Source organism: Sivoneniella epilithica UHCC 1019 (genome assembly GCF_040830845.1).
GTDB lineage: Bacteria > Cyanobacteriota > Cyanobacteriia > Leptolyngbyales > Leptolyngbyaceae > ULC077BIN1.
This window is the reverse complement of sequence record NZ_JBFPDP010000017.1, coordinates 63,893-76,750: the sequence shown is the minus strand read 5'-3', so window position 1 is coordinate 76,750 and position 12,858 is coordinate 63,893. Positions and strand designations below refer to the sequence as shown.

Genomic DNA, 12,858 nt, shown 5'->3' with positions numbered 1-12,858 from the left:
GTTCCACCTATTCCTATAGCCGATTATTCCTATAGCCGACAGCGCCCTGCTTCATTGCACTCCTGTTGCTGTTGGCGTTCAGCCAAAATCGTTGACAAATTAGAGCGTCCTGTTAGGGCAAGCCGCCGATCTGCCCAAAAATCATACAAAACGTCTGCTAGCCAGCCAATGACGGGAAGCTTGGTGATCGCGTAAATCCATCCCATCCCCAATATTTGATAGACACGGCGAAATACTTCCACTTTCTGAACCACGGTGCCGTCAGGCAATACAGCGTGAATCCGCCCCATTGCCGTCTCAAAATCTACACCGCCATTCGCTTCTGCGGTGTAGTCATCGGCAGCAATATCTACAAATGCCACCAGTCCGCGACCCGCATCGCGTTTTTGCAAAAAATTCACTTCGCGCATACACAACGGGCACTCACCGTCGTAAAGCAGCTTGATTTTCCAGTTTGATGAGCCATCCGAAGCCGCTTGAGTCGCTTCAGTTACGGGATGAAGCGAAGTATTTGATGAAGCCATAACGTGTTTCTAACCTGTTCCAAACGAGACATACCAAAAAAATTTGCTCTGTATTTCAATAGTTTAAGAAATATAAATGAATCGAAACAATTTTTTAGTCCCTCAATTCTAAAGAAAGCCTGTAATCCTCTTTTTGTTACGCTGAGACAGTACCCTCGCACTCCATACTCAAAACTCAAAATATCTCCTAGGTCGACGCTACGCGAACAAAACTCAAAACTCAAAACTACTAACCCTCCCATGCACGATCGCTACTTGGATTTGATTAACCGCATCATTGCCGCTACGCTGAAGGGCGAGATTCGCTCAAAAGATCAGGTGTATGCCCTGTTGCAGGCGGAGGTTAGCAGCGGTACGGGTGAACTGTTTGAGCGGTGTTTGCAGGAGCAAGTGGAAGAGGTTGAGGGGCAGTTAAAGTCTGCGGATGAGTTGATTCAGGCGAAGGCAACGCGCAAACAGCGGGCATTGAAAACGATTCAAGGCGAGTGGGATCGTTGGCAAAAAAATAATCAAACCAGTTCTGTGTTAACTAAAGTGGTGCAGGCGATCGCGGCTCAACCAACCGAGGAGCGCTTGAGTCAGCTTTTGAACGCGATCGATCCCAACCAGGCTCAAGTTCTAACCCGTGAACAAATCGGACAACTTGCTGAACTGTTGCACCAAGCCGCAAGTGCCCCCGATGTTGCCAAGGAATTTTCTATAGAAATTGCCAACTTTGCTGCCGGACTGAATCAAGGGCTAAAAACCTGGCAAGAACTGGAAGTGAATGTGGTGAGTTGGATTTTTGACCAAAACCGGGGTTCCTTGGGGTTTGGTGGAGCGGAGCAGAGTGGACCTTGGAGCAGTTGGGCAAAGTCGGTGCGATCGCCGGGGTTGAAAGCTTTGTTTAGTAATTTGGCGCAACAACAAGCGGTGACAGCGGCAGGAGTTGCTTCACCGCTTAGCATTGCCGAGTGGGTGGAATGGGCGATCGCCTTGCAGCGATTGCAGTTGGGCTTAGTCGCTTGGTTTGATAAACAGCCCTATGATGCTACGGCTGGAAAACGGCTGTCGATCGCCACTTTTCTCAGCTTCACCGCCGTTTGGAGCCAGCTATCCCAGCGATTTAGCGAACTGAGCCAACCGATTTTAGCGCAGGGCTGTTTTCAAATGGCGCTGCAATCGCTGTATTACTTTGCTCAGCAGCCTTATTACCCTTTGTATGGAGGCTTATTTGCGGCGCTATCGGGCGAACCGTTGCAAACGACGCTGGACTATTTGGATCAACCTTTGCGGCAGGTGCCCAATACTGCCAGTAAAGCCAGAATTTTGACGCTGCTGGGCTACTCGCAGCGAGCATTGGGTCAAGTTGAGCAGGCGGTAAAACTGCACCAGCAAGCCTTAGAAATTGCGCGAGAATCGGGCGATCGCCGCTGTGAAATTGCCAACCTCAACCATCTCAGCCGCACTTGGGTAATGCAAAACGAGTATTCCTCTGCGATCGATACTAGCCAACGGGCATTGATTTTGGCACGACAAACCGGCGATCGCTTGGGTGAAGCCAATGCCCTCACGAATTTGGGCAGTACCACAGTGGCGCAAGGGCAGACAGAAATTGCTTTAGACACCGATCAATACGAACAGGTTTTGGAATATTTGCAGCGGGGCTTAAGCCTGTCTGAGCAGGAAGGAGATGTGCCCAGCCAAGCGCTTTGTACCAATAGTTTGGGCATTGCTCAAGTGATGTTGGCGCAATATCCAGCGGCGATCGCGTCGTTGGAAAAAGGGCTGCGGATTGCTCAAGCGATCGGCGACTTATTTTTACAAGGCTTAAACTGTACTTATCTTGCCGAAGCCCATCGCGGGTTAGGCAACACTGAACTGGCAATTTATACCGGATGTTTGGGGATGTATCTGCTCAATCAGATCGGCTCTCGACAATGGCGACAACCCGCCGGAATCCTCAGCATTCTGAACGGGCAAATGGGAGCCGAAGCATTCCAAGCAATTTTGATAAAATACCGTCCGCAGTTTTTGCAAATCATTGGAGTAGACGGCTTTGACTACCTGCCAACCTTGTTGATTGACTACCGATCTTCCTGAAATCTAGTCTAGAGAACGCCTCCATAGCTAAACGTGATCAGCTTGAGGTGACTAGGGTCAGCGATTAGCTCTTTTGCGAGTAGATATCCGGTCATCGTCCAGGTTTGATACTTGCGTGATTCTTTACCAATTAATCGAGCATCGGGCGCGTCGTAATATTCGGGCCACTGATCATGCACTAAGCGGCGTTCAGCAACCGCGATCGCGTGGTGCGCCAACTCTGCCCGACCCATTTTGCGTGCGGCGGCTGTCAGCATCCACAGCAACACGGGCCAACTGCCGCCATTGTGATACGACCAGGGGCGATTTTTGGGATCGGCTCCCGTCACAATCCGCCAATCCGCATCTTCCAAGGCTGGATAGCACAACTTCATCGGCATGTGGCTGACTAAATCGCTCCAGCGCAGTTCAATCACATTCAAAATCTTGTGGGATTGTTCTTCATCCGCTAGAGAAGAAATAATTGCCATCAAATTGCCGATCGCAAAAAAGCGACAGTCTAGCTGAGAAGGTCCCAGATTACCTGCCAAGTAACCGCCTGCTTCGGGCAGCCATTTTGCCAGTTTATAAAAGGGAATTGAATCTGAAAAAATGTTGAATTGGTTAAGCGCCCCTTCCCCATATTCTTCCACTCGATAGCGATAAATCTCATTCAAGCGTTCAGTGTCGAGCCAGTAATCTTCTCGCAGTTGGGTCGTCAACGGTTCCAGTCGTGCCTGTACTGCTTGAATAATCCGCTGGTTTGATTGGTTGGGCAGCAAGAGTTCTAAACTGGCGCGGAGGGATACATAAAACAGCGATTGAATATCTAAGGGATGCCCATACAGCCCCATGCGGCGATCGATCATGCTAGCGGCATCGGGCACCAAAACCATCGGATACATATCAAATCGGGTAACAAGGCAAAGTTCCAAAATGACGCGAATGCCTTCTTGAAAGTCTGAGCGATGCACCAGTTCCATATCCTCGGTAGCGATCGCGTATGCCCTCAGCAAAAAGATCCACCAGAGGCAAGCATCCGCTGGCGCAACCCGCCCAATCGCATGATCCCCAAAATCTGCCCGTACATATTCTCGTCCGTTGATCGTCTCTATTTTGAAGCTGGCTGGCATTAATCCCCGGCTGGGTTTAGAGCAATCCAACTGCCCAGTTTTCGGCTGGAGCTTGAGGGTTTCTTCTAAAAAATTACGAACAATTTCGGGTTTTCCTTTGATTAAAAACAAAAGTCCAGCCGAAATAAAATCTCGAATGAAGCACTGATCGTAGTTCAACGCATCAGAATCTGGATCAAGGGCGGCAACAGTGCCAACAGGTTTGTTTTGATAGTAAATAACCGTTTTTTCAAGCGCTGCCCACGCTTGTTCTTCAATCGTTTGAACGCCCAATCCTTAACCCTCGTGTTTGTGATCACTATAGTTTTATCTCACTTAAGCCCCATGGTAAGGCGATCGCGAATGAGCAGCTAGCTATCTTAGATACCAACCAGTCTGATGACTCTGCTATCCCTTAGCTGCGATTGAGTAGGGCTTGGCGATGCGCTAAAACTTGGGTTGGTTCAATTCGAGTGATCACTTCATCTAACGGTAACTTGCGTTTGGCTCCGCTAAAAACATTGACCTGATAGACTTCACGGTTCGTGATATCTAATCCCGTCAGCCAGCCACTTTTGGGATGATAAGCTCCCGTATCAATATCTAACCAGCCGTATCCTTGAGCCAATTCTCCGGGTTCTACTTTGGGTAGGGTAAACGTAATGGTGTGCCCTGCAATGATTAATTTATCGGCAAAGTAAGGTTTGGAACTGCTATGAAATTCGTCGCGAATCCAACAAAATTCTTGAAGGCTTTGGGATTCAATTGGCAGCAGGGGGTGAACCCCAGCATGAACTAACCAAATATCGCCTAAGTCAAGATGGGAGGGTAGGGTTTTGAACCAAGCGAGATGATCTTGAAACAGCTTCCCCGTGTCACCGTAGCTAGCGATCGTGGCTCGTCCGCCGCTATATAACCAGGCTTGCAGGGCAGGGGTAAAGGGGTGACCGTTGGGGTACGCATCGATCATCAGTTGTTCATGATTTCCCAGTAAACAAGTGTATCGATGCTGTCGAACTAGGCTAACTACATCGGCGCTATCGGGTCCTCGATCGATCAAATCGCCTAAAAAGTAGACTTCATCTAAGGTGTCTGGCGCGATCGCTTCTAGAAGCGTTATCAGTCCTCGATAATGTCCATGAACGTCGCCTATGATAATTCGCCGATGACAAGCTTGGGTCATGCGATCGCCTTTTAACACCGTTAACAGTACTACACCCGTGCGACATCTGCTATTTAACTGGCAAATACCGACGCAGTGATATAGATCACTCTATTTTCATTATGCCCCGATTCTCCTTGCGACTCTCATAAAACGCTTAAACATTACAGTCAATCTCATCAACTTTACTGAGGCTTTACTGACGGAGAGCCTTTAAAAGACGCTCTAATCCTGCAAACATACTTTGAGGGCGAGAGGGTTGAACGCCGCTGTTTTTCATGAAAATTTCATCCAATCGTTCTAAGCTGGGTTTCAACGGATCTTCTGCAACTAGGGTATAGTTTTCGTCTGTCCCAGCCCAGACTTGCCAAGTAGAAGGATAGCAGCGAAGTAATGCCGCCCCATCTAATAGCTTGAGGAAATAGCAAGGCTCAATGGTGTTTAAAAAGCGCTCTCGAAGTTTGCGCGCTGTGTAGCCGATCCCGACGGTGCCCACGTCTTCTAATCGAGGATTAAACAGGACAACCGGGCGATCGCCTGCCGCATTACAAATCTGTTCTACCAAAAACACTTCAACTGAAGACGGCGCCACAAACAGAAAGGCTTTATCATCTGGAGTGACCAACTCTTCCACGACTGAGGTTTGGCGTGCCCCGGCAATGTCAATACTTTGAATGGAATGGGAAATCTCGCCCCAATCTCGACGGGCAAGGGCTGCTGCGCCAGCATCGGTGAAGAAAATTTTTAGCCCAGTGCCATAGTTGGCGAGGGCTGGAAGAAACTGATAGGCAGGCTGCATCGGTTTTAATTCTGGAATTGCCAATTCCACCTGTAGCCGTGTGTAACCTGCTGTTAGGGCAGCTTGGGTTGCTGTTTGCGCTTGGGCGATCGCTTCATCTAGGGTGGTAGGAAAATCAACCATCGATCGTGTTTATTCTTAGAGTGTTAATTTTAGAGGGTTAACGACTGCACATCGGTTTCAATCAGCTTTGCCAAATCTTTCAAAAATGCGGCGGCGTTGGCACCATAAATAATCCGATGATCACAGGTCATGTTCACCTGCATTTGCCGCTTCACACCCAGCAAACCGTCATCGGTGGCAACCACCGTAGGCAGGGAGGCACCGATCGCGAGAATGGAACCCATCCCTGGCGGCAAAATCGCATCAAATCGATCGACCCCAAACATGCCCAAATTAGAGATCGCAATGGTGCCAGTGCTGTATTCATCGGGCTGAAGTTGTTTCGCACGCGCTCGATCGACCAAATCTTTCCAAGTGCGTGACAGGGAATATAAATCCATCTGATCTGCTTTTTGCAGCACGGGCGTAATCAGTCCGCCATCCTCCATTGCCACGGCGATCGCCACATTGATTGCCGCTGGATAGTTGATGCTTTGGTTGACATAATTAGCATTCACAACCGGATGTTTTTGCAAAGTAATCGCGACGGCTTTTGCTAATAGCGCCGTCATCGTTACCCCTTTAGACTTCACCTGTTTGTAGAGCTTGTCTAAATTGTCGGTAGTGATTTTGTAGCTGACATGGAACGTGGGTACTTCCAGGCTAATCATCATGTTTCGCACAACGGCATTTTGCAGCGTGTTGAGTGGAACTTGCTGTCCTAGAACCACGGGCACGGAAGTCGCGGCGGGTTTAGTGGAAGCGGTTGCGGGTGCAGGAGTGGATACAGGAGCCATGGGAACAGTGGGCATAACAGCAGGAATTGCTGCAATTTTTCCTCCGGCGGCTTCCACATCTTCAGCAATGATCCGTCCATGGGGACCACTGCCCTTTAAAGTTTTCAGGTCAACTTTTAGATCTTTTGCCAATTTTCGGGCACGAGGAGAAACGATAAGGCGACCATTACCAGCGCTGCCGCCGTTGGTGGAAGGACTCGCTTCAGCAGAGACAATCGCCGCCGCTGAGGGGGGTACTGCAACTTCCGATTTTGCTGGGGTAGGGACTTGCTGTTGAGCGGTGGCAATTTCGGCTTCCGTTTCAACGACTAGGGCGATCGCCGCACCGACTGGAGCCGTTTCACCCGCTGCCACTACAATAGTCGCTAAGTAACCTTCATAGAAAGACTCCACATCCATATCTGCTTTATCTGACTCAACCACTACTACGGTTTCGCCTTTTTCCACCTTGTCGCCGGGAGACTTTACCCACGCGACGATCTTCCCTTCCGTCATGGTGGAACTGAGAGCAGGCATGAACACTTCATTAATCATGGGGCACTTTCCAAAGCAAACATTAAGTCAATAAAATTAATGCGATCGCTCGCATACACTGGCATGGCTGATCGTGCAGGTTTCTATCCAAACCAATCAAGCTTGTAAAATTGATGCAACTATTGCAGTCCCATCAATTTTACAAGCTTGAACAGTATAAAGCCCAGCGCAACCAGGAAAATCGTTTTTACCATTCACCTTGCTATCCTAGGGTGCTGTGAGTGGTTGACTGAGGCAATACTTTACTTAGAATCAAATAGAGAATGATTGCCGCGACAATGCCATTAATGGGTGCAATCCCCAAACTGGCTTTTCCTGTGAAGTAAGCGATCGCTGATGCCATAACATAGGCAATCACGCCCACCCAGTTAAACGCAGGCTGCGGCAAATCCAGCGGCGGAAATTCACCCCGACGATGCAGCCAAAAATCAGCCATAATTACGCCGCCAATTGGGGGAATGAACGTGCCTAGCAAAATCAGATAATCCACCAACATTTTGTAGATACCACCCCACGCCAGAACTAGGGCGATCGTTGCGCCACCCAGCACAAACAGGGTTCGCTTATTGGTACGAAACATATGGGCACCTGCGACTGAAAAAGCATAAATGGTGTTGTCTTGAGTCGTCCACATATTCAAAAATAATAGCAACAGACCCCAGCCCACTAAACCCTGATATGCCATCACCTGTACAATATCGGAACTGTCGGCGATGCCCGGAACATTGGCATATACAAGAGAACAGAATGCGCCGCTAAATAGAAGAAAGCCATTGGCAACAAAAAAGGCAAGTAAAGTAGAAATCGTTGCGACCTTGCCTGTTTTGGCAAATCGGCTCCAGTTGGTTGCTTGAGTGCCGCCCGATACAAAAGTACCAACGATAATGGTTAATGCTACCCCAATTGTCATCTCCTTGGTAGGTTGAATGGCTTGCAGCCCTGCCCATCCACCCACTTTGTTAGACGCGATCGCAAAACACCAGACCATCAAAATCAGCATGGCAGGCACCGCAATGCGGCTAAGCCAATCCATTGCCTTGTAGCCGAGGTAGGCAGTAGAGCAAAAGAAATAGGTGAAAAATAAAATAGTGAGCCAGTTCCAAGAAGGCGGCACTCCTGCCAACTTATTCAATAAATCTGCGATCAGCGCTGTTCCCCAGGCATACCAGCCGATTTGGGTGAAACCTAAAATAAAGTCAACCCAGCGTGAACCCACATTACCAAAGCTAAATCGCGCCATTAGCACGGTACTGAGTCCCGTTTTGGCGGCAATATTGCTGAGTGCGGCGGCATAGGTTCCTAAAATTAGGTTGCCAACGATGATTAACCCCAGTAAATCAGGAAAGAACTTAAACGCTGGACCGACTAACCCGCCAGCAAAGAGCGTCCCAGAATAAAGCGTGAAACCCATGAGCAAGGGTGCCAAAGATGCCATCGATTTACGGGCAGTCAACGGCACTGGACTTAAAGGATAATCTTCTGAAGCGATGAGCGATCGCGTTTCCCTATTCATCTCTGTATCAGGTGGTGTCTTCATCAGCTTAGCCGCCCCTACAACGCTACTTTACCTACTTACTGGCAAATCTCTAGTTGCCATCGTATAGCAGACAACATAACGGGTGAAAACCTATTAAAAGTAAGGTATCAACATATCTTGCCTCGCCAGAGTTTGCCTCGCCAGAGTTTGCCCTCACCCTGAATTCCGCTCTGGGAGAGAGATTTAGGGTGAGGAGAATTGAGATAATCGTACATCGCGCAAAAATAGTATTAAAAATATATATAGCCTAGTTTGCCAATTACCTTGCCAATACAATTACCTAATAGACTAGGAGTACGGATGCCAATTTACTTGTATTGGGGAGCCGATGAGTTTGCGATCGCCCAAGCGACCAAAGTTCTCCGAGCAAAAGTGCTTGATCCAGCCTGGGAAAGTTTTAACTACAACAAAATCTCACCAGAACAATCCGATGCCATCACGCAAGGGTTAAATCAGGCAATGACTCCGCCGTTTGGGGCAGGCAATCGGTTAACTTGGCTAGTGGATACTACACTGTGTCAGCGATGCTCAGACGAGCTTTTTGGGGAGTTAGAACGCACTTTTGCTTCGCTACCCACTACCAGCATTCTTCTGTTAACCAGTTCGGTAAAGCCTGATAGTCGATTGAAGGTGACAAAACTGTTGCAAAAGTATGCTGAGGTTCGAGAGTTTTCTCCAATTCCCCCATGGAAAGGAGATTTGCTACTGAAGCAGGTGAAGCAGGCGGCTCAGGAGATCACTGTTAAGTTAACCCCAGAAGCCGCAGAACTATTGGCGGAGTCAGTGGGCAATGATACGCGCCAACTCTATAGCGCTTTGGAAAAATTGCGGCTCTATGCTGGAGATGCTCGGCGATCGCTGACTGAATTGGATGTGGCTACCTTAGTCGCTGCCACTCAGCAAAATACCTTAAAGCTAGCGGCTGCCATTCGCCAAGGACAGGTTGCTGAAGCGTTGGAAATGGTGGCAGAACTGTTGCGCCAAAATGAACCGGCTCTGCGGATTGTCAGTTCTTTGATTGGGGAATTTCGGCGCTGGCTGTGGATCAAGCTGATGGTGGAATCGGGTGAGCGGGACGATACCGCGATCGCCAAAGCGGCTGAAATTGCGAATCCAAAGCGACTTTATTTTTTAAGACAAGAAGTACAGCCGCTTTCTTCCCAATCGCTGATGCAAACCTTGCCGTTGTTGCTAGAGCTAGAGTTTAGCCTCAAGGATGGAGCAGACGATTTAGCCACAATGCAAACAAAAATCGTGGAGCTATGTCAACTCTGTGGTAGTAGATGAGAGATCTGTGGTAGTAGATGAGAGATCTGTGGTAGTAGATGAGAGATGGGAAAAACAAACAAGTCAGAAATCGTTTTCTTCTAGGAACTTATCGCCCTTAAAATAGTTCAAAACATTTGAAGACTTTCGATGTGCTAGTTTTTGGCATTGAACACGCAGCTATGAATATGAATCGCTCTATTGACTTCCAATCATGCTTCAGCCATCCTTCTACGCTTAAAGCGCTAGTGTTTGGCGTTGTATCAACCGTTGGGCTGCTTTGTACGGGTGTTGCCCAAGCCCAGTCTCCAGCAGACATTGCACAATATGCAGATGTAGCGCGGCAAATTGAGTTACAGCGGATGCAGGACTTTGCTGAGGTCAAGCAGTTGATGGGTGGCAAGGTGCCTGACAATGTTTGCCAGCAAGGGAATATTCCTAGCAAAGTGCGGGAAATTTGCGATCGCTTCGATAGAAACTCTCGCAATATTCTTGAGGAAAAGCGGATGCCTGTTGCCAAATTCAACGCGGCGGTTCGCTTTTGTCAGCAAAACCCAAAACCGAAAGAATGCCCTGCACGTCCCCGTTAAACGCTGCTGTTAAACCAAAGTTTTGAGTGAGCTAAGGCTAATTTTATCTGGCTCACTCAAAACTTACAGTTGAATATCCTTGAGATGAGATCGCGGATCATGCGTCCGATTGTCTCGAATTTTTTCATAATACTCCCGCTCGATCTCACTCAACTCTTTTGGCGGAGTAATGACCACGCGCACCATCTGATCGCCGCGCCCTCCTTTTGGTTTTGTCCATCCCTTTCCCCGTAACCGTAACGATTGCCCAGATCGAATCCCCGCTGGAATGTTCATTGTTACTAAGCCGTCAGGGGTTGGTACTGCGATCGCGGCACCCAAAACCGCTTCATCCGGAGTAATGGGCAATTCACACACCAAATTATCGCCATCAAACTGGAAAAATGGATGAGGCGCAATTTCAACCGTTAGATAAAGATCCCCGCGTTGAGTCGTGTAGTGAGGGCTATAGCTGCCTTTTCCTCGAACCCGAACGCGGCTTCCAGGCTTTGCACCGGCGGGAATGCGAACATCAATCACTTCTTTTCCCAAAGACAACCGCTTTTGCACTCCATTAAATGCTTCCCCCAGAGTTAGGGTGAGCAGCGCTTCACTGTCAAGCCCCGCTGTGCTGCCTGGTGGTGCGCCTGTTGTTCCTGGTGAAGTGCGATAACGGTTGGAACTGCCATACCCAGGGTCAGATCCCATCCGCCCTAACAGTTCGTTGATAAATTCGTCAAAGCTGCCATAGCGACCAAATTCAACGCCATCGAAGTCTACATTGCTGCTGCCTCCGTAGGGCGATCTCGGCTGTTCTGCCTGCTTCCAATACTGCCCAAACTGGTCATATTTGCGGCGCTTATCTGGATCGGATAGCACCTCATAGGCTTCACTGATTTGCTTAAACTGGTTTTCTGCTTGGCGATCGCCAGGATTCATATCAGGATGATATTTACGTGCCAGTTTGCGGTATGCCTTTTTAATTTCATCCGCATCTACCGACTTATTCACCCCCAACGCCGCATAGTAGTCTTTGTAATCGGTCGCTGCCATCAACCCCTACCTCTATTACGCACTTCTATATAGCGCCTAGTCACTCAATGGTAATCCCACATTAACAAAAACTGGTAGCTCCTATCTCTGATTTCCTACCCTTAAAAAGCTATCAAACCCTTCTAGCCTGGATGGTGGCGCATCCCGTAAGCGGTGACTCATATGCTGAATAACATCGGCAGGAACTTGGCGATCGCGCTGCTGATTTTGCTGTAAGCAAAGCCACAGAGGAGTATTCAGCCAAATCCCGGACACATGAGTAAAGCCAGATTTTCGGGCAAGAGCGATCATATCTCGCCGCTGCTGGCGGACTGTATTTGTTGCATCATAAATAGCAGCAGATTTCTCGCCTTGCTGAATTTGACTGGCTGCCTCGCAAAACCGCCGTCCTACTTCTTGCCAAATTTGTAGCCAGTCGCCCTGAATGGCTTCATTCCCATATAGGTCTAACCGAATTCTATCGGTTGAGATCAAGCTGCGATCTAGACACTCGTCGAGCAAGGCGTTTGCCAAGGTAGATTTTCCACTACCAGGAAGACCCATCAAAAAAAATAGACGAATCATTTCAAACTGCGATTAATATGAAACCGAAAATCACTCAACCTATATTCAATTATTCCTATCTGCATCTAGAAAAGCGCAACTATAGCAACGGATGAATAAGTTAGGACACAAAGAGCCTTAAGAAATAAGGAATAACAAACGGTTATTGTCTTGACCTTTCCTCATACTGCTCTAGAATTCAGTTCGCAAGGAGTATTATCAACTATTGTGAGGATCACCCAAGTGTGAAAGATATAAAGTCGTAATGTGCCCATAAAAATGGGCTTCTCACTAAAGAAACCCATTTTTCTAACCTAATTTCTTTGCCAAATCGCTTTGTCTTGAGAAGCTTTGTCTTGGAAAAACTACATCAAGCCCAAAAAGTGAAGAACACCTTGACTCGTTACCAACTCAGTAATTAAAGCGGATACAAAGCCAATCATGGCAAAGCGACCATTCCATAGTTCAGCTTGGGGGGTGAAACCAAATTTCCAACTGTTGCGGTCTTCAGCAATGATGATTTTTTCAGTGGTCATGATTAATTGCTCCAAGTTTATTCCTACCTATGCGCTTATTGTAAACAGATGTTAACGAAAGTGTCAAATCGTAAAGATGCAAAAGTGAGCAAAATCAAAATTTAGATATTTTTTAGGCGTTGCTGAATCTAGATATGAAATTCGTAGGGGTAATCCCTTGTGGTTGCCTTGATCCCAGCAAGGGTAGGCACAAGGCGTTCCCCCTACAAATGAAAATCATGTCTGCATTCAGCAATGCCATTTTTTAGATGTTTTTTGGATAG

General features: G+C 47.9%; 12 protein-coding genes. 3 read left to right on the top strand and 9 right to left on the bottom strand.

The window, feature by feature from the left end; all coding sequences use genetic code 11:
• Positions 1-29: 29 nt before the first annotated feature.
• Complete coding sequence (locus AB3R30_RS12615) at positions 30-524, bottom strand: thiol-disulfide oxidoreductase DCC family protein (protein WP_458649542.1); 495 nt, start codon at positions 522-524, stop codon at positions 30-32.
• A 240-nt stretch (positions 525-764) separates the two neighbouring features.
• On the opposite strand from AB3R30_RS12615, the gene AB3R30_RS12610 reads away from it, so the two are divergent.
• Positions 765-2,606 (top strand): tetratricopeptide repeat protein, encoded by a 1,842-nt coding sequence (locus AB3R30_RS12610; protein WP_458649541.1) that lies wholly within the window; start codon positions 765-767, stop codon positions 2,604-2,606.
• 8 nt (positions 2,607-2,614) lie between these two features.
• Here the strand turns inward: AB3R30_RS12610 and AB3R30_RS12605 are convergent, their stop codons facing one another.
• The 5 genes from AB3R30_RS12605 to codB form a co-directional block, all read right to left on the bottom strand.
• Complete coding sequence (locus AB3R30_RS12605; RefSeq protein ID WP_458649540.1) at positions 2,615-3,991, bottom strand: glycoside hydrolase 100 family protein; 1,377 nt, start codon at positions 3,989-3,991, stop codon at positions 2,615-2,617.
• A gap of 121 nt (positions 3,992-4,112) precedes the next feature.
• The gene (locus tag AB3R30_RS12600; RefSeq protein ID WP_458649539.1) at positions 4,113-4,880 is read right to left on the bottom strand and encodes a metallophosphoesterase family protein; all 768 of its coding nucleotides are present in this window, start codon (positions 4,878-4,880) and stop codon (positions 4,113-4,115) included.
• Positions 4,881-5,055: 175 nt separating this feature from the next.
• Positions 5,056-5,781 carry a DUF1995 family protein gene (locus AB3R30_RS12595; protein ID WP_458649538.1) on the bottom strand — a complete coding sequence of 242 codons (726 nt, stop codon included), beginning with the start codon at positions 5,779-5,781 and terminating at the stop codon, positions 5,056-5,058.
• Positions 5,782-5,810: 29 nt separating this feature from the next.
• Positions 5,811-7,091 carry a dihydrolipoamide acetyltransferase family protein gene (locus AB3R30_RS12590; RefSeq protein ID WP_458649537.1) on the bottom strand — a complete coding sequence of 427 codons (1,281 nt, stop codon included), beginning with the start codon at positions 7,089-7,091 and terminating at the stop codon, positions 5,811-5,813.
• 202 nt (positions 7,092-7,293) lie between these two features.
• Positions 7,294-8,628, bottom strand: a complete 1,335-nt coding sequence (gene codB, locus AB3R30_RS12585) for a cytosine permease (RefSeq protein ID WP_458649536.1) — start codon at positions 8,626-8,628, stop codon at positions 7,294-7,296.
• Between the two features lie 300 nt (positions 8,629-8,928).
• Here codB and holA point away from each other — a divergent pair, with 300 nt between their 5' ends.
• The gene (gene holA, locus AB3R30_RS12580) at positions 8,929-9,915 is read left to right on the top strand and encodes a DNA polymerase III subunit delta (protein ID WP_458649535.1); all 987 of its coding nucleotides are present in this window, start codon (positions 8,929-8,931) and stop codon (positions 9,913-9,915) included.
• 161 nt (positions 9,916-10,076) lie between these two features.
• On the top strand, positions 10,077-10,484 hold the full coding sequence (locus AB3R30_RS12575; protein WP_458649534.1) for a DUF4168 domain-containing protein: 408 nt from the start codon (positions 10,077-10,079) through the stop codon (positions 10,482-10,484).
• Between the two features lie 63 nt (positions 10,485-10,547).
• Here AB3R30_RS12575 and AB3R30_RS12570 read toward each other — a convergent pair whose 3' ends face one another.
• The 3 genes from AB3R30_RS12570 to AB3R30_RS12560 all read right to left on the bottom strand — a co-directional run bounded on the left by AB3R30_RS12570 (position 10,548) and on the right by AB3R30_RS12560 (position 12,595).
• Positions 10,548-11,516 (bottom strand): DnaJ C-terminal domain-containing protein, encoded by a 969-nt coding sequence (locus AB3R30_RS12570; protein WP_458649533.1) that lies wholly within the window; start codon positions 11,514-11,516, stop codon positions 10,548-10,550.
• An 81-nt stretch (positions 11,517-11,597) separates the two neighbouring features.
• Positions 11,598-12,080: an AAA family ATPase gene (locus tag AB3R30_RS12565; RefSeq protein WP_458649532.1), complete on the bottom strand. Its 483-nt coding sequence runs from the start codon at positions 12,078-12,080 to the stop codon at positions 11,598-11,600.
• A 344-nt stretch (positions 12,081-12,424) separates the two neighbouring features.
• Complete coding sequence (locus AB3R30_RS12560; protein WP_458649531.1) at positions 12,425-12,595, bottom strand: chlorophyll a/b-binding protein; 171 nt, start codon at positions 12,593-12,595, stop codon at positions 12,425-12,427.
• Positions 12,596-12,858 lie beyond the last annotated feature (263 nt).